Genomic DNA, 16,550 nt, shown 5'->3' with positions numbered 1-16,550 from the left:
GTCTATACTACGCTTTCAACCTATATTCAGACGGGGTGACATTAAACTTCCGCTTAAAGGCAGTACAAAAATGCGCTTGATGTTCATAACCGACCAAGCCGGCAACTTCCCCTATTGATTTATTGGTATCCAAAAGATAGTGAATCGCTATATTCATACGATAATCAAAGAGATAGTTAAACACGGTCGTCCGGAACGCTTCTTTAAACCCCGCTTTCAAAGTACATTCATTAGTTCCGACACGTAAAGCCAAATCATGTAATGAAGGCGGGTTCAAATATTCGGAACATATAATATCCCGGGCCTGATAAATTTTATCCCGATCGGAAAAGCCTACTATCTTTGCGTTAACCGGTTCTTTACCTTCCGTCTCCCGCATAAATAAAGACAAGCACTCGGTTACTTTTGCTTCGAGATACATTGGCGAGGCATTTCCCATCATCTGAGAGACCTCAAGATCATTCAACGCCACAGATAAAGCGATTGGAATCGAGAGATTCTTGGGAGCGATAAAGAAAGTCTCCCCCCTGCCGAATCGCAAATAAGCACTCCCGAAGTACTCCGTATAACGTTCCGACAAATGTTGGAAGAAATCCGGCGACACCAGAATACTTGTCATACCAAAAGTATCTCCTTTACGGAACAGATTCCGCTCTTCCTTGATACCAGAACTTACGATCATATTCGTATACCCTTTCCGCCAAATCCGCTTATCCCGTGTCTCCGACAAAAAGCATTCGACGATCCCCTGACGAACAACAGAAAGTCCCATAAACGAGTTACCGACATTTAGGGAACGCATGCAACAATCCTCCTTGCAATAGATCTGGTATCTTGTCACATTAAAATCCCTGCATCTGAAATCACTGATACGATAGGTCAATAATTTGTTCTCCGCCTCCCAACAGTTCTCTTCTAGCCCTCCTGAACGATTGGTAGAAAAATAACTTATATCCGGCATTTCTAAAGCGATCGTATCTCTTCCACGAGATGAGAGTTCTATGTGTACCATTTTTCCGTTTGATTAAAATACACTTCCTTCTTGCGTAAATAAACCAAAAGCAAAGATCCCATCTTTGTACCGGATAATCAATCCCTATAAATAGGTATATTATGAATAAAATAAAACCAGAGATAAAGGATGACATCGCGGAGACCTTGTTTATTCCCTTACTATCACGCGCTCACGAAAGTCACCGGAAAGATGCGATATTAAAAGACCCGATGGCATGTGAGCTTGTTGAGAAAATAGATTATGATTTCGCCAAGTTTGGTAAAATCACGATGAGTACTACCGGAACCACTATCCGCCTACGCCATTTCGATCGTTTGGTCCAGCGATTCATCGACCGTAAGGTAACTGAAGATCCGGTAGTGGTATCGATCGGTTGCGGATTAGACAGCCGTTTCCAACGTGTCTCCAACCATAACCAAGCGACCTTCTACGAACTAGACTTACCTGAAGTAATCAATTTGCGTGAAAAGCTATTCCCTGCCTCCGCTAAAGATCTCACGATCAAAGGCTCTATGCTCGAGACGGACTGGATGGATATGTTGAGACAAAAACATCCTCACGGCCGCTTCCTTTTCCTCGCGGAAGGTGTAATGATGTATTTCAATGAGGAACAGGTAAAATCTGTTATCCAAAACCTCGCCCAACGCTTTCCCGGATGCGAGATATATTTTGATTTCGTCAGTAAATGGGCCGCCCGCAACTCCGACAAGCATGAATCGGTAAAACGGACAAAAGCCCGTTTCCATTTCGGACTAAACGATCCGCACACAATCGAGCAATGGTTCCCCAAGCTCAAACTGATCGAACGATTCTATTTCATCAGCGAAGAGAAAAAACGCTGGAGACTACCCGGCTTGATCATGTGGTTAATCCCGGCGCTACACAAGTCTTTTGGAATCGTAGGTTATAAAGTTGGAGAAATAAGTAAATAGGTTATCTACCAAATAAAAAAGCTAGTTCTGTATTCGATCATGAGTTTTGGTATTAAATAGAAGACCTCCACGTAGTTTATCAGAAGGACTTTCCGACAATTGTACCCCCTTTTTGTTTTTCGGGGAAGGGGGTACGATTTGGATACTCAACCGTATCTTTTCGTGCGCCTTTTTGGGCTTTCAAGCAAGACTAAAACATAAAAAAGTCCCACAATACGTTAATATTGCAGGACTTATCTCTTTTAGCTTTGTTCTTATGTGATCCGCCTGGGATTCTCCTTGTTGAGTTACCACGCTGATATTTAAAACTTTATATTTCTTGCTTCAAGCATATCCCATGAATTATCCCACTAATTTGCTACGTGCTTTTGCAGTAGTTTGCTCATGGAGAATACTGAAAGCAAAAATAGTCTTTTCTAATGAGTATGCAAAACATTAAAAGAGAATTGTGCAATATAAGAGAAGATAAGAAGATTTAAGGATTATGAAACTCTAAGTACGACATTCTTCTCCTTAAACTATTCATCTGTCAAAATAATGATCTCATCTGATAATCTCGCTGGTCTAAGAGTAAGTATTTTCCCTGTCTCATAAGTTTGTGTAGATTCTAATATAGCCTCAATCCATAGACCTTTAAGTAAAACAACATAACCCTGATTATTGCTGCCAATAATAATCGATTCATATTCGTTTGCATATTTACACTCTCTACTTCTTTGTAGATTATTTTTCAATACCTCCTTTAGACTTAATATTACTCTATTTTTATCTAAGTCTATTTCCTTTATAGCTAACGGAATTTTATCAATATTATCAAAAATCCCAATACAAGATTTTATAAAACATAGATTACTAATATCTCCCTTAAACAAGAGGGCTTCAAACTTTTTATGTCCAATACTAATAATAAAGGTTGCTCCCCAATTATAGGTATTGAGTACTTTTAGTGGTTTTAATATTTGTCCAACATCGAACTTATTTGAAAATAGTGCTAATGGATGAGGAATTAATGGCCTAAATGTACCGATTAAGGAATCACCTCGATTGGATAATTCTTTAATTACAACCTTGTTCTTTTTCCCAATCTTGCAATTATATTTATCTCCATTCCAAGACTGTTCATTTTTAGGAATGAAAACTTGATACTTGCTTTCAATACTTCCCAAAATACCATATATGGTTTCCTCAATTGCAAAGAACTCGACAACCTTATTTCTATTGGCATCAAGATATTCAAAATAAGGATTATTCTGTCTGTCTTTTAATGTTAAATAAATGATACGCTTTTCCTTGTCTATGTCTTTTACAACGCAATCTACATTATTATTTAACTTTATAGAGTTTTTAATAACTTCAATTTCAGAACTAAACCAAGACAATTCTTTGTAAGCAAGTATTCCTTCTATCCCCTCTTGGAGTTCTCCAATAAATGCATAATTTACTTTTCTACATACTAAGAAGTTTACTTGACTAAACTTTCTAATCGTCAATGAATCCCAAGGATCTTTTAACTGCTTTAATCTAAGATATATCGTATTATTTTCAAAATCGTTGTTTTTAACAATAAAATCATGTTCTGTACCTAATTCATATTGCTTATGGAGTAATGAGAAACGGCTATATGTTAAATCTTTCCTAAATGAAATGCCTTCTATTTTTTCATGTCCCACATCAAATTTCACAAAATCATCATCGCAGTATTTTACTTTGGCTGATATAGTTCTTCCTATTTCAAAATTAGCATTAATTAAGTTATTAGGATCACTGCAAGTATTTATTAGAGTGAATTCGACAATTCCAGTACTACCTATTTCTATGGGAATTAACTCGATAAGCATTTTTTCCTTGAAATATTTTCTTATATCTGATATTTTTGAAGCACTCAAATTTCTTATTTGGACAAACCCTTCTACTCCATTAACATCAACTTTAAGACCATCTTCCCTCAACTTTGTCACAACTCCCTGCATTTTGTCTTTGCTGTCCAAAGCTAGAGAAATTTCTCTGTATGTAGAAGTCAAGGAGCTTTCAGTATCTATTCTAAGACAATAACAAATAACTTCACGATTATAAGAATCACTGAAACTTCTAGGATTATTTATCAGAATAAAATTTCCAGTAAGTAGAAGTTCTTTAGCTACGCTTTCTAATATCTCAACTTTGTCTTCTCTTGCCAATAAATAAAATGTTTTTATACCTCTTGCTAATCCTAATTTTATACGTCTTAAATATGGGTGTAATCCATGTTGATAATAAGTATCTTTCTTTGCAACAAGTAATACTCCTACTTTTAGAATATTTTCCACAAATTGTAATGGGGTAAGATCATCAGCATCTCTAGTTGTAATTTCATGCAGAAATGATAGAAATTTGTCTGATTCATTTTTGTAATCATCCGAAGGGTTTCTACCTATTAATTTATTTCCAAAAAAATCTAATTCTCGAATTAATATTCTAGTAAATAATCCTGCATCATCGATAACTTCAATCTGGGAACATTTGTCTTGTATTGAATTAAGATCCAGTGCATATTCTTTTATGAATTCGCTAATAACATTTCGTTTATTATTATGAATTCCTAACAATATTTTTTTTGTGATAGAAAAATCCATTGCCTTTACAAAATTTTCACTCATGTAAGGCTTTGAGTGTATAAGAAAAGCTTCTTTTACGTATACAGTTGCTGCATTAATTATGTTTCGCGTTTGATCGTCCGAAAAACGTAGTTTAACAATAGCTTTACCTTCCTTAAGTTTTGCTTGTAAATTATCTTCTTTTACCCATTTAATAGATAATTCTGGAATCTCCAAGTCGGGTAATTCTTTTCCTAATTTTTTTAAAGAATGAGTGCAAGCTCCTTCTAGGCGGTTTTTTATAGAGCTTTTTCTAACGCCAACACATATTCTACCTATATGGTATTGAAAAACTCCTACCCATATTTTAATTCTATCAGGGAAAAAGAATGCTATAACTATAGCAATAACTGCTATTATTGGCAGTCCTAAAGATGTTAGAATAGTTCTAATATCATTGTATATTTCAGCCTCTTCCATTTTCTAAATAGTATTTCTGAATACAATCAATATCATCGCAATAAAACCTTAACTTCATAGTGTCATTTTGTATATCAGGCAGAACTATACCGATATTTTCAATTGCAATTACTTTTTTACAGTTTTCACACAAGATCCGCCCATTGACTAGATCCTCATATTTATCTGTTTGTTTTAACAATGCTTCTAAATCCTGATCTAATATAGCATTTATCGTTTGAATTCTTTTCTGTTTCATTACACTTACTTCTTTGATAGAATACAAATTAACTAAAATAAGATGATAAAGCAAAATTATTGCACAAAATATTTGGCATTGTTTTAAATACTGTAGATAATGCTTTTTTCTTGGTATATACCTTTCTTTGAAAAATAAGCCTTTTTGATGGTTCTTTTCATTCACGGAACAAGAACCGATCTTCTTTGCGAATGTACTCCTTTTGGTATTGCTGCATTCAATTCCTATATGCTTGAATTCATACTTTAGAGCTATCATAGTCAAGAACCAGAGAAATTGCATATTATATTCTATCCGTTTTTTACTAAAACTCAATCGGATGAATATGAGGCAACTAGAGAAAACGTTTTTATCCTTTCAATTTTAAATAAATAGACACTTTATGATATTCGAAAAGTATTATTAGGTAGTGGTCTATATCACTTCTTAGTTCTTCATATTCAATCATCGTCTAATTCCTTTTTTCTTTTTCCTTTTGCGTTTCTGTGCCTGTAATTCCTCTGCCGATGTTGCATTGTAATTATTGCCATCTCCCAATGAGAAGATAGATAATAGAGAATCATCACTACTGTTATTTTGCTGAATGTAAGAATGTTTATTATCTTCCTTGCTATCAAGATTGCAAGAAATCTTGTTTACTTTTTCACCAGATTGTTGAACCTCACTTTTCTTTTCGCCAGTAAATTGTTGCTCTTGGATAGCAAGCTGTTCAAATATAGAACTGTTCTTCATCGTGTTGTGATAGTCGAACGATTCGGCTTGTTGGCGGTCGTAGCCAAATAATTTATCAAAGCCTTGTTCCGCTTGTTGGAACAGATTTATACGGTCAAAACCTCCTTTAATTATTCCTCTCTTAGTATTCTTATGATTAGTAAGGGGTGATAGCTTCTGTTTATTGGCTTGGTCTTTACGGCTCACAATCAAATGACAGTGCATATTCAGTCTATTATCTGAACGATTACGATCAAAATGAATTTTACCAAAGAACTTTATATCCGAAGCGGATAGTTCTTTGTTGAAGTTTTTGGCATATTCAGGAATAAACACCTCTCGGATATACCGTTTCATGGCTTCGGCTTTCTCCTGTTCAGTGTTTCCCATTGCCCGAAGTTCCTTTTCCGATGGGCTGACATGGATAGCATAAAACTTAGCATCTGTTTTTAGAAGTTGCCCAATATTACTATCTATATCTTTTATGACCATTGATTTGTAGATGTTATCATCTGTCAGATTAAAAAAGCCTTCTGTATAGATACCCTTTTCCATTCGTTCTAAATCCTCATGTTCTAAATAATTGGCTAACTGCCAGCTACTGCCAGCATTATTATATGTACCCTTCGATGGTGGAGCGAAATCTATGTGCATGACTCTATGTGTTTACCAGATTAATGATTTCCGCTTTTAGGTTCTCTTTCCTTTTGCTATCCATCACCCCACAAGCAGAAAGTTCTGAATAGAGTTGTATCAGGTGAAGCAACTTTTTATAATCCCGTTGGTGTATCTGGTAGAGTGCGTTAATCTGTTTCGATTGGTTGTTTATCACATCGGCATGATTGCCGAACTGTTCGCTTAACTTTTTCAGCACGGCTGTTTGTCTCTCCTTACTGGCTTCCAGTTGAGAGAGAATAAGAGTTTCCAAAGTTTTACCGATAGCATCGAAACGCAAAGCAATAGAATTTGTTGCCCGTATCATGGGATTCAGTTGCTCTTCCTCATAGTGACGGATAAAGCGGATGATATCATCCTGTCTCTTATTTATTTTCGCTAGTTCCGATTTTACAGATTCAGGTGCTTCGGATGGATTGATATGTGCCTTATCTATATACCCGAACGCCAACTTTGCAACTTCGCTCTTTTTCAGTGAATAGCGTTTGCATATCTTCTCTACCAAAACTGCCGTTTCCTTGTCTATGGAAATGGTAGTGAATATCGTTTTCCGACTGTTGTTTGGCATGGTAATTACTTTTTTATAGAAATATGAATAGATAAATACCTGATAATAAGCATTACAAAGAAAATGCTTATTACAGGTGTCATTACAGCGTGTTCTTGTAACACGCTAAAGCCAAAGGCTTTGCCCCGCAGGGCAAGAGGGAGAACAGGACTTGTCCAGTTCCCTCTTGCTCGATTTAGCAAAACAGGCTGAACCGATAGGTGAGGCAGTTTGTGCTAAATCGGGGTGGTAGCACAAAGGAATAGCCTGAACACAGGCTTCTTTCCTCTGCTACTTTTTGCTATCAGGGCTGATTAGCCAACTGATTGGCTTTTTCAAACTGTTTGTAGGTTTGAGAATCGGCATACTCACGGACGAAAGCTCGAATATCGCTGGCTTTATAATACGTTTTTCGTCCGATGGTAAAGTAGGGAAGTACACCTTTCGCCCGATAGCGTTGTAGGGTTCTGAAAGATGCTTTCAACAGAAAGGCTAAGTCTTGATTATCTAATAGCCTTTCGTTTTCATCGAATACAGTATCGGTGTTGATTAGGGATTTCAGGTCTTGCCCGATTTCAGTGAGTTTTTTGGATAGCTTTTCCATCCACTTCTCGAAGTTTTCATTGTCTATATACATTTTGCTTCAATTTTTAGTTCAACATTATTGTTTTCAATCGATTGATGAAGCAAAGTTCTGCAAAACAAGGTTGCAGAAAAAGAGGAGTAGGTAACTACTCCCCGAATAATGGTTTATAAACTGTTATAAATAAACAACTTGCAGAATCATCTTTTCTAATCTTTATTTATTCTTCCGTTTACGGTCTTCTCTACCAATAGCATTTCGCAAAGCGTCCAATGTTTTAGTAAGATTGTACGGTTTACGAGTAAACACTTCACCAATCTTATCGTAGATACTACCGAATTTAAGATTGAAAAGCTGCTCAAAGCCACGAGCTAAACAAGCCTCTGAAACAGGTTTTCCATTCTTTCCGGTAATCTCTCCTTGAAGAAATAAACCAAGTACAATTTCAGCAATACCAATAATTCCCAAGTCTTTTGACTTAGGAATTACATACAGGTCTGACTTGAACTCTGTAGACACAGGCGAATTAAACTGTTCGGGATGGATGATTTTTAAGTTGAGTAACTCTAATTCTGCATCAATTAGGGATAATGCTTTATGAATGTATAGATTTTTAGGCGCATTTTTCCCCCTGCCCATCCTGATACAACCCCTTTAAAGGGGCTATCTCAATACGGGTGAGATTCAGCATCCGGAAGATATGAGTATAGTCTTCCGAATTGCTAATTGTTACTATTTGCTTCACAAAATCTTCATAAGCATCTTGCATTTCTGTGTTAATAACTTCTTGTGAGGTGTCAGCCAGTAAGATGAAAAACCTCGCTCTCAATAAATCATTCATAGGCATAAAATTTAATTGTGAATAAATTATATATATCAAAGCACTAGCTTTGTATGCTGAATGATTTCTTGTTTTGTTTGTAGTTCCTCTGCTAATCAGAATGATTCAAGGGGTATTCAGCCTTATTGGTCGCAATTCCAGAAATGGTGAACTTCAAATTCCTGCTTCTTACAAATATAATCCACTGGGATGAGTTCTAAAATAGCGAAATGTAGCTATACAGAAGAACTGAAACTTGCATCAATCCTTGTCAATCGTTTCTTTATATAGTTCATAATCTATCTTTCTTCATGGCAAGTAATTCATCTAGTTTACTCTCTGCAATATAGGGCAAACATTGATGTATCTTATCGGTAGACCAATCCCACCATTTCAGTATTAGCAGTTGTTCAATTACCTCTGCATCGAAGCGTTTTCGTATTTCTTTGGCAGGAGTGCCGCCCACAATCGTATAAGGTGGGACATCTTTCGTCACTACGGCACGTGCGGCAATAATAGCACCGTCACCGATATGAACCCCCGCCATAATCACAGCTTCGTAGCCGATCCATACGTCATTGCCGATCACAATATCGCCTTTGTTGTCCCATGCAGTAGTAATATTCGACTTCTCCAATTCCCATTCTTCATAGAATAGAGGGAAGGTATAGGTAGACAGAGATTTCAATGTATGATTCGCACAATTAAACAGGAACTTCGTGCCACAGGCAATAGAACAGAACTTGCCAATGATTAACTCCTCCCGGTGGATGGGATAATGATAAAGTACATTGTTCTTCTCAAATAGCAAGGGATCAGCTACAAAATCATTGTAAATGGTATAATCGCCTACCTTAATTTGCGGATCTTTAATCACGGCATTCAGATAGATTGTTTGCTTATCTCCGGTGCGTGGATATATTTTTGTCATCATAACTTGATTCGTTTTTAATAGTGTTTACTTTTCAGATAAATGATAGATTGCAGAGCCAGTAGAATTACAAACAGATATTCTGCTGTCAAGTAGAGGGGTAAAGATGCTTCTATGCAGAAGCTCAACCAATAGAGATAGACTAAATACACAAAGGTAGTTGTCGCCTGAAACAGAAAGGTGATTTTGGTTTTTCCTGTTCCTCCAACCGCATTGAGATATACATAACCGGGCAGGGCAAATGTGTAATTCAGCAGCATCACCACGAAAGGGGCAAACGCTAATTCCACCAATAGTTCGCTATCGGTGTAGAAGCCCACGATACAACGATTACAAAGCAACGCAATTCCTACCAATGGAAAGCCAATGATATATCCTAATTTCAGAACCTTGTGACAGATCGGGAAAAGCTCGTTTCTCGCTCCTGCTCCAATAGCATTACTCACCAATGAGCCTGTAGTAACGGCAAAGGAGTTGGCAATTACGAAAAAGATTGCCGATACGCTTCGGGTGATATTGGAAATAGCTAACTCTGTTTTCCCTAAATGCTCGATTGCCACGAAAAATAGAAACCAAGGGGCTACGCTTATAAAAGCATGAAGCATACTCCACACAGACAGATTCAGGACTTTGATAAGTAGCTTTCCGTCATAAACGGGCTTCAATCCATATTTGTCTTTGTCAATCTTCGCTCCTATGTAGAGACAAAGCACAATCAAAGATCCCATTTCCGCTAAAGATGAAGCGATGGCTGCTCCCGAAATACCTAACTCTAGTGTAAATATTAAGAAGTAGTTCAGCGGGATATTAATCGCCACCGCAGTAACAGCCGACCACGATAAGGCTTTTGTGTGCGTTATTCCAACGAAGAAAGACCGGATAGCCAGAAAAGGAAATGAGAATAACAGCCCGAAACTGCGCCAATCCAAATAGCGGACTACCGCCTGATAAATCTCCGGTGAGGAGATTAACTGTTTCAATAGATAAGGAGAAACTGCATGAATCAATAGGCAAAGCAAGACGGCTAATCCCGATAAAAAGAATAGCCCTTGAAAGAAAGTCTTTCCTGTTGCCTTGTAATTCTGCTCCCCGTTTCTGCGGGCAATCATCACTTGAAGTCCAATACTAAACCCGAAGCCCAGCATATAGACTGCCAGATAATAAATTCCGGCAATAGCGGATGCTCCCAATTCCACCTCGCCTACGTGACCTAAAAAGACAGCATCCGTTATATTGATTAACTGCTCCATTAAGATGCTCATCATTACCGGAAAGTTGATGAGCCATATTTGTTTATATGTATAATTCATTGCTCAACTGCAAAATAGCACGACACGAGCAGACTGCATAATATAGTCTGCCAGCTCGTAAATTCATAAATAAAAGGATATAAAATCTCTGTGGCAAATAAATCGTTATTTGTCAAATAGCTGAATAGCTTTCTTGAAGGGGGCTATTCGCAGGAGCGTAGCTATATACAGAGTTTCATAAGAAGTGAATACTATTTGTGAGTTGATATAGCGCAAATGTATGAAAAATTAATAAATTCAATCTATCAATTCATGGATTTCTTTTATATGCAGGTGCAAATGTCCCAAATATCCTTCTATCATTTCTTGTAGCGTGACCTTTGCTCCTGTAAAGTCGCACCAGTAACTATCTAGCCTGTTCTTATCTACCGAGTTAATTACTTGGATGATGTGCAGATTGTAACACTTCCATAACTGGATTAAGTTAGCCCAGTCTGCATTCTGATAATCTTGCAAAGCTATCCACAAGTCATTATCCTGTGTATAATCAGGGAAGAAAAGCAGGTCTTTGCTATATTGCAACCGAACCATGCGTTGGTGATTATTGGATGCCGAATCAATCAAGTGACCGAGAATCTGCTTGATGGTGCGATTCTGCGTATTTCGCCTTTGAGTGATAACCTCTACAGGCAAACTATTTAACAACTTTTCTTCTGTTTCAATAACCTGTGCAATGCCAGCGGTTATGTGTGTAAAATTATTGTCTTGCATAACTTTATAATTTTAAATACTTCTGCAAAAGTAAGTTCTTTGCCTATCATCCACTTGTAAAAAACTGACTTTATCACAAATGACTACGCACGACTATGCGATTTAATAACATTCAATCTGCAATCTTCGGAAAAGAATGTAGAATACGGAGAATGCGAAGATAGATATTGAGTAGGCGAACAGCCTGTAAACTCTTTAAAGTCTTTCACCAAGTGCGAAGAATCATAAAAGCCACACGAATAAGCCAAGTCTACGAACTCCATCCCCGGATTATTCTGTAATAGATACAGTGTCCGCTGAAAACGAACTACCCGGTAATACTCTTTAGGGCTCATTCCTACATAGTTGGAAAATACTCGCTTGAATTGCCTATATCCCAAACAAGTACTTTCAGCAAGCGTGTTCACTTCGATTTGTGGTTGATTGGTTATTTGGCAGATAGCGTGCTGCGTTCTTTGGTAATTACAATCTGTATCGACCAACCGTTGCATGAAAAAGCGTTCAATCAACCGGATGCAGGTTTCAACGTCTGGTTCGGCAGAAATATTTCGTTTCAGGTGATTCAGTTCAATATCTTCCAAATCTTCTACATCTATATAATGGTTGTAAAGCTCACTCATAGAACACCGCACAAATGGATTCAGCCCTAAAGGATGAAATATAACGGCAAGCATATCAATATAACCCTTTGAAATCAAACTTCCATAAGTTGAGAACTGTCCCCGAATGAAATTCTTTGGCTGTAAACCTTTTGATTGGATATTCAGATTCTCACCCCGATGGAAAACAAGATGTACGCACCCCGATGGAATAGTCTGTACCATTATTGGCTCTACTACATCGGTTTTTAGTACCCAATAGTATTTTATGTACTGGGAAAGTACGGGTGATGGATATAAAATCTTGCTTTCTCTCATCGCTATTTCGTTAATCTGCTGTGCGCATGGCGGTAAATATAGAGGTTAATCTCCGCATGACAATAAAGTAAGCCGAAAATTTAGATGAATGGCGTGTGCTTTGTTCCGCTATAGGTCAGCGTTAAACGGTGCATTGCCCTTGTAACCGCCACATATAGCATACTCCGGTCGATCTCTGAATGATAGTTTCTATCATCCACCTGTGGGATAATCACCTCATCGAATTCCAACCCCTTTGCCATGTGTGCAGAGGTGATAACAATACCCTGTACAAAAGCTGAACTTTGGCTTGACAGGAAATGAATATCGGAAATTTGTAATTTATCTGCCAACTCACGGGCTTGCGATTCGGTTTTGCAAACAATCCCCAGCGATTTGTAAGCGGATACTTGATAAATGGCAATTAATTCCTTAATAGCAGATAGTTCTTCTTTCTCATTATCAAATTGTAATATTCGTAGTTTCTCTCCGTGCCGTGCGACTGGTTCAAGATCGGTATTTGTCCGTATTTGCTGTGCAAAATCCGTGATCTCACAAGTAGAACGGTAACTTTTGCATAGCTTCATCACTTCGCCTGTGACAAGAGCTTTCTGAATCATATCCGCAGTAGATGAGCCGTAAGGATTGACCGACTGGCTGGCATCGCCCAATACCGTTTTCCGGCAAGGGAATAGCTTTTGCACTACCTTGTACTGGATTGGAGAATAATCTTGCATTTCATCTACCAGCAAATGTTTGACACAATTCTTTGTATTACCTTCCAAAGCGATATGTAAATATGCCAATGGTGCTATGTCGGCATATTCAAGCGTGCGGTTCTTCCGCATTTTAAACAGTTCTGGCTTACCCATCCATGCGAAGAAATCTTTATAGACTTGCAGGTCATTGTTTCCGGCAAACATTCGCTTGATCTCTTTTTTAAGGAAATTCCGTTCGGCAGTCGTCACCGTGAAAGCGTACTGTACTTTCATCATATCGAAAATATAATCCGTCATAGCCTCAAACCGCTGGCGCATGGGGTAGCGGTTGAAACGGTGGAATTGCTCTTCGATAACTTCAGCCGGGACGGTGATGTGTTTCGTCAGCTTCACATCTTCCGCCTTGAAATAGTGGTTTTCGATGTGCAGAATAAAGCGATCCAGACTGGCGATGAAGTCGAAAGATGATTTATATTTGATTCGCTCGATAAAGTCTGGCGTTGGTTTTGTCAGCAATTCATTCACTTGCTCAAAAAAGCTAAGGTATTTGTATTTGTGATTCAGTACTTCAGAAAGTATCTGCTCCATGCTGGTTTCGGGCACGGTTTCTTCGCCCAGTTCGGGCAGCACGTTAGAGATGTAATCGGCAAACACCTTGTTCGGAGAAATAATCAAGATATCTTTTGAAGAGATACTGCCCTGAAAAGCATACAGCAAGTAGGCGATGCGGTGCAGGGCAATAGAAGTTTTGCCCGAACCCGCTACACCCTGAATGATGAGCGTCCGGGCTTCCTCATTACGGATAATCCGGTTTTGTTCTCGCTGGATGGTGGCAACAATGTTCTTCATTTTATCATCTGCATTAGCACACAGTTCCTTTTGCAGAATATCATCGTGGACGGTCAGCGCACTTTCAATCATGAATTCCATCTTTCCAGCCCGAATCCGATATTGGCGTTTCAACGAAATATCGCCTTTTATCTCTCCCGATGGGGATTGATAAGATGCTTCACCCAGTTCGTGATCGTAGAACATACTTGAAATAGGTGCTCGCCAATCATAAATCACGGTTGTCCGGCTTTCTGTATCGTGAAAGGTATGAATACCGATATAAACAGGGATTATCGGACGGTTTTCGCTCTTCTCTTGAAAGTCGATTCGCCCGAAGTAGGGAATATCTACTATTTTGGCAAGCCGTCGGCGTTTGTCAATTACACTTTCGCCTATGGCAAAATGATTTAGGATGCTTTCACGCATCGAGCGTATCTCATGCGGATCAATATCTTTATTGCTCCAAAGGTAGTCTTTGTACTCCGCCAATGTATCTACATGGTCTTTTACGGACACATCGGTATGGCTGATTATCTGCTTCAGCCGGGCGATTATTTGCTGTAAATAGCTTCTTTCTTGCTTCTCTGTTTGATTGAATATCATAGTAATTTGTTGCTAAAGGATGAAAATAGAGTCAAAACGGTGCGCAAAAATACTGCAATCGGGTAGGATAGGAAATGGCTATTTATAGCTATATATCCATAAGTTTTATATCTTTGCACACTCAAAATGAACGATATGGATATTCTTGAACTTGCCCTACATAATCAGCAAACCGCTTGGGAGATACTGGAACATACCGGTATTATCCCAGCATGGGAACGTATTGGGGCAACCGTCCATCTGGTAGGTTCGCTCAAATCCGGTCTGCTGGCAAAGAGTAGGGATATAGACCTGCATATATATACTGATACATTGGATATTGCAGCCAGCTTTTCAGTGATGCAGGAACTTGCCGAACGGCTCTCTTTAAAGGAAGTCCACTATAAGAATCTGATTCAGACAGAAGAAGAATGCATCGAATGGCACGCCATCTACGAAGATGAAGACATGAACACGTGGAAGTTCGACATGATTCATATTCGTAAAGGCTCAAAATATGATGGTGTGGTTGAAAAAGTAACTGCTGCCATAACTAACCGACTTACCCCGGAAATCAAGCAAACTATCCTTCAAATTAAATTCGATGTGCCGGACGGTGTGCAGATTCCCGGCATAGAAATCTATCATGCTGTTTTCGTGGGTGGAGTTCGTAGTTACAAAGAACTGGAACAATGGAGAAAAACCAATCCGCTGACAAATAGCTTGGATTGGTTGCCGTAATGGAAAATACGTTTAAAGTGCCCTACAAATATATCGTATGTGACAAATATTGAAAATGAAAAAGATTAGAATAACAGCTATAAGAAGGGTGCAGCATAGTGATTTGTCGGCTATGTACGAAAATCCGATTGAACACACTTGTGATATTGAACAAGGTACGACCTTTATTTCAGTTGATGGGCAGAAACCGGAAGAACTGTGTGAAAGCGCATGGGATTCAATGAGCTATTTTGTTACGGAATTAGCCAATGGGGGTGGCAACTTCTATGATGGTTGGATGAAAAATCCCTATTCAGCAATGATTTCGTGTAACGATGGCTTTCGTCCTGTTAGTTTTTATATTGAAGTGATTGAATAATGATGTACATTAAGATAAAATGCCAGTGCTTAGTTAATAGAGAATACCGAAACTTTCCGCTCGATTGATAGCTTCGATCACATTATCGACATTCAGTTTTGCCAATATATTCTTGCGGTGATTGTTCACCGTGTAAATACTAAGGTTCAGTTTATAAGCAATCTCCTTGCTTAAAAAGCCTTGCCGGATTAATAAAAGTATTTCCTTTTCCCGCTTGGTTAATTGTTGGTCTGCCGGAACAACTGCCGATGCAAGTATCTCACCCGTCTTGCGATTAATAACTATTCGCTTGATTCGCTCCATAGGTGTTTGGTCAGGCGCAATATCCATCACTCCCATAATCATCCACGCCTTTCCGTTCTTGTCTTTCTGAATCACTTGGTGACGACTGATTACATTCACATATTCCTGCCGGGCATTCAGCATACGAATTTGGAATATCTGCTGATAGTCATTTCTTTGTTCCTGTGGAAGTGAATAGATGAACTTCCCGTGTTCAATCTGGTGTTCGATGAGTTGTGCCCGGTCGTCCGGGTGAATCCGTTCTTCCAATAAATCCCCTTGCTTCCGAATCGTCTTTATCCATGTAGGGTTATATCCGAAGATAGTAACAAAATTATCGGATGCAAAATCGTATCGTTCTTTGAAAACATCTACCGTAAAGATGCAACTTTGGCTCATTTGTGAGAATGTCTGTATAGATGCTCTGCGTTCATTCCACAAATCATAGTCCACATCCAGCGGGCTGATCTGCTGTCTAGCCCATAATTCTTCGGGAGTTATCTTATTGGTAGTCATGCGGCAAAGATAAGCGATAAATCTTTTCGTATCTCTATCTCCATTTGACTTTCTATGTAAATGCGTTCAAAAAAAGAATATCCTATGAGTATATTCCAA

17 protein-coding genes are annotated in these 16,550 nt (G+C 38.4%); 3 read left to right on the top strand and 14 right to left on the bottom strand.

Annotation, left to right across the window (positions count from 1 at the left end; translation table 11 throughout):
* Positions 1 to 7 precede the first annotated feature (7 nt).
* Positions 8 to 1,012 carry an AraC family transcriptional regulator gene (locus NBH16_RS09935; RefSeq protein ID WP_005867345.1) on the bottom strand — a complete coding sequence of 335 codons (1,005 nt, stop codon included), beginning with the start codon at positions 1,010 to 1,012 and terminating at the stop codon, positions 8 to 10.
* 101 nt (positions 1,013 to 1,113) lie between these two features.
* Between NBH16_RS09935 and NBH16_RS09930 the strand changes: the two genes are divergently transcribed.
* A complete protein-coding gene (locus NBH16_RS09930; RefSeq protein WP_048927085.1) occupies positions 1,114 to 1,947 on the top strand; it encodes a class I SAM-dependent methyltransferase in 834 nt (277 codons plus the stop codon).
* A 518-nt stretch (positions 1,948 to 2,465) separates the two neighbouring features.
* On the opposite strand, the gene NBH16_RS09925 is transcribed toward NBH16_RS09930, so the two are convergent.
* The 12 genes from NBH16_RS09925 to NBH16_RS09865 all read right to left on the bottom strand — a co-directional run bounded on the left by NBH16_RS09925 (position 2,466) and on the right by NBH16_RS09865 (position 14,575).
* A complete protein-coding gene (locus NBH16_RS09925) occupies positions 2,466 to 5,000 on the bottom strand; it encodes a hypothetical protein (RefSeq protein WP_250788441.1) in 2,535 nt (844 codons plus the stop codon).
* Positions 4,987 to 5,238: a hypothetical protein gene (locus NBH16_RS09920; protein ID WP_154396242.1), complete on the bottom strand. Its 252-nt coding sequence runs from the start codon at positions 5,236 to 5,238 to the stop codon at positions 4,987 to 4,989. The genes NBH16_RS09925 and NBH16_RS09920 overlap by 14 nt, the downstream gene beginning before the upstream one ends.
* A 444-nt stretch (positions 5,239 to 5,682) precedes the next feature.
* Entirely contained in the window at positions 5,683 to 6,603 is a 921-nt protein-coding gene (locus tag NBH16_RS09910; protein ID WP_048927082.1) for a DUF5712 family protein, read from the bottom strand.
* 4 nt (positions 6,604 to 6,607) lie between these two features.
* Positions 6,608 to 7,192: a BfmA/BtgA family mobilization protein gene (locus NBH16_RS09905; protein ID WP_008998981.1), complete on the bottom strand. Its 585-nt coding sequence runs from the start codon at positions 7,190 to 7,192 to the stop codon at positions 6,608 to 6,610.
* 283 nt (positions 7,193 to 7,475) lie between these two features.
* Complete coding sequence (locus NBH16_RS09900; RefSeq protein WP_036632772.1) at positions 7,476 to 7,808, bottom strand: helix-turn-helix domain-containing protein; 333 nt, start codon at positions 7,806 to 7,808, stop codon at positions 7,476 to 7,478.
* Between the two features lie 162 nt (positions 7,809 to 7,970).
* On the bottom strand, positions 7,971 to 8,393 hold the full coding sequence (locus NBH16_RS09895) for a hypothetical protein (protein WP_048927081.1): 423 nt from the start codon (positions 8,391 to 8,393) through the stop codon (positions 7,971 to 7,973).
* Positions 8,368 to 8,601 (bottom strand): hypothetical protein, encoded by a 234-nt coding sequence (locus NBH16_RS09890; RefSeq protein ID WP_083434098.1) that lies wholly within the window; start codon positions 8,599 to 8,601, stop codon positions 8,368 to 8,370. Before NBH16_RS09890 ends, NBH16_RS09895 begins: the two co-directional genes overlap by 26 nt.
* Before the next feature lie 265 nt (positions 8,602 to 8,866).
* On the bottom strand, positions 8,867 to 9,508 hold the full coding sequence (locus tag NBH16_RS09885) for a CatB-related O-acetyltransferase (protein WP_048927080.1): 642 nt from the start codon (positions 9,506 to 9,508) through the stop codon (positions 8,867 to 8,869).
* A gap of 14 nt (positions 9,509 to 9,522) precedes the next feature.
* A complete protein-coding gene (locus tag NBH16_RS09880) occupies positions 9,523 to 10,815 on the bottom strand; it encodes an MATE family efflux transporter (RefSeq protein ID WP_048927079.1) in 1,293 nt (430 codons plus the stop codon).
* Between the two features lie 237 nt (positions 10,816 to 11,052).
* Positions 11,053 to 11,526, bottom strand: a complete 474-nt coding sequence (locus NBH16_RS09875) for a DinB family protein (protein WP_048927078.1) — start codon at positions 11,524 to 11,526, stop codon at positions 11,053 to 11,055.
* An 83-nt stretch (positions 11,527 to 11,609) separates the two neighbouring features.
* Positions 11,610 to 12,443, bottom strand: a complete 834-nt coding sequence (locus NBH16_RS09870) for an AraC family transcriptional regulator (protein ID WP_048927077.1) — start codon at positions 12,441 to 12,443, stop codon at positions 11,610 to 11,612.
* A gap of 80 nt (positions 12,444 to 12,523) precedes the next feature.
* Positions 12,524 to 14,575 (bottom strand): HelD family protein, encoded by a 2,052-nt coding sequence (locus NBH16_RS09865; protein WP_048927076.1) that lies wholly within the window; start codon positions 14,573 to 14,575, stop codon positions 12,524 to 12,526.
* Positions 14,576 to 14,710: 135 nt separating this feature from the next.
* Between NBH16_RS09865 and NBH16_RS09860 the strand changes: the two genes are divergently transcribed.
* Positions 14,711 to 15,295: a hypothetical protein gene (locus tag NBH16_RS09860; RefSeq protein WP_048927075.1), complete on the top strand. Its 585-nt coding sequence runs from the start codon at positions 14,711 to 14,713 to the stop codon at positions 15,293 to 15,295.
* A gap of 55 nt (positions 15,296 to 15,350) precedes the next feature.
* Positions 15,351 to 15,653 carry a TIGR04076 family protein gene (locus NBH16_RS09855; RefSeq protein WP_048927074.1) on the top strand — a complete coding sequence of 101 codons (303 nt, stop codon included), beginning with the start codon at positions 15,351 to 15,353 and terminating at the stop codon, positions 15,651 to 15,653.
* 33 nt (positions 15,654 to 15,686) lie between these two features.
* On the opposite strand, the gene NBH16_RS09850 is transcribed toward NBH16_RS09855, so the two are convergent.
* Positions 15,687 to 16,451 carry a LuxR C-terminal-related transcriptional regulator gene (locus tag NBH16_RS09850; RefSeq protein ID WP_048927073.1) on the bottom strand — a complete coding sequence of 255 codons (765 nt, stop codon included), beginning with the start codon at positions 16,449 to 16,451 and terminating at the stop codon, positions 15,687 to 15,689.
* Positions 16,452 to 16,550: the final 99 nt, after the last annotated feature.

The organism is Parabacteroides sp. Y3-G-102 (assembly GCF_023656845.1).
GTDB lineage: Bacteria > Bacteroidota > Bacteroidia > Bacteroidales > Tannerellaceae > Parabacteroides > Parabacteroides distasonis.
The sequence above is the reverse complement of the archived record's forward strand: the minus strand, read 5'-3'. Positions and strand labels throughout refer to the sequence as shown.

Excerpts from the sequence above, each read along its gene's own strand:
- NBH16_RS09855 (WP_048927074.1), top strand. The coding sequence starts at position 15,351 with ATGAAAAAGATTAGAATAACAGCTATAAGAAGGGTGCAGCATAGTGAT.
- NBH16_RS09920 (WP_154396242.1), bottom strand. The coding sequence starts at position 5,238 with ATGAAACAGAAAAGAATTCAAACGATAAATGCTATATTAGATCAGGAT.
- NBH16_RS09890 (WP_083434098.1), bottom strand. The coding sequence starts at position 8,601 with ATGCCTATGAATGATTTATTGAGAGCGAGGTTTTTCATCTTACTGGCT.
- NBH16_RS09880 (WP_048927079.1), bottom strand. The coding sequence starts at position 10,815 with ATGAATTATACATATAAACAAATATGGCTCATCAACTTTCCGGTAATG.
- NBH16_RS09875 (WP_048927078.1), bottom strand. The coding sequence starts at position 11,526 with ATGCAAGACAATAATTTTACACACATAACCGCTGGCATTGCACAGGTT.
- NBH16_RS09900 (WP_036632772.1), bottom strand. The coding sequence starts at position 7,808 with ATGTATATAGACAATGAAAACTTCGAGAAGTGGATGGAAAAGCTATCC.
- NBH16_RS09930 (WP_048927085.1), top strand. The coding sequence starts at position 1,114 with ATGAATAAAATAAAACCAGAGATAAAGGATGACATCGCGGAGACCTTG.
- NBH16_RS09895 (WP_048927081.1), bottom strand. The coding sequence starts at position 8,393 with ATGGGCAGGGGGAAAAATGCGCCTAAAAATCTATACATTCATAAAGCA.
- NBH16_RS09860 (WP_048927075.1), top strand. The coding sequence starts at position 14,711 with ATGGATATTCTTGAACTTGCCCTACATAATCAGCAAACCGCTTGGGAG.
- NBH16_RS09850 (WP_048927073.1), bottom strand. The coding sequence starts at position 16,451 with ATGACTACCAATAAGATAACTCCCGAAGAATTATGGGCTAGACAGCAG.
- NBH16_RS09885 (WP_048927080.1), bottom strand. The coding sequence starts at position 9,508 with ATGATGACAAAAATATATCCACGCACCGGAGATAAGCAAACAATCTAT.
- NBH16_RS09870 (WP_048927077.1), bottom strand. The coding sequence starts at position 12,443 with ATGAGAGAAAGCAAGATTTTATATCCATCACCCGTACTTTCCCAGTAC.
- NBH16_RS09910 (WP_048927082.1), bottom strand. The coding sequence starts at position 6,603 with ATGCACATAGATTTCGCTCCACCATCGAAGGGTACATATAATAATGCT.
- NBH16_RS09905 (WP_008998981.1), bottom strand. The coding sequence starts at position 7,192 with ATGCCAAACAACAGTCGGAAAACGATATTCACTACCATTTCCATAGAC.
- NBH16_RS09925 (WP_250788441.1), bottom strand. The coding sequence starts at position 5,000 with ATGGAAGAGGCTGAAATATACAATGATATTAGAACTATTCTAACATCT.
- NBH16_RS09935 (WP_005867345.1), bottom strand. The coding sequence starts at position 1,012 with ATGGTACACATAGAACTCTCATCTCGTGGAAGAGATACGATCGCTTTA.
- NBH16_RS09865 (WP_048927076.1), bottom strand. The coding sequence starts at position 14,575 with ATGATATTCAATCAAACAGAGAAGCAAGAAAGAAGCTATTTACAGCAA.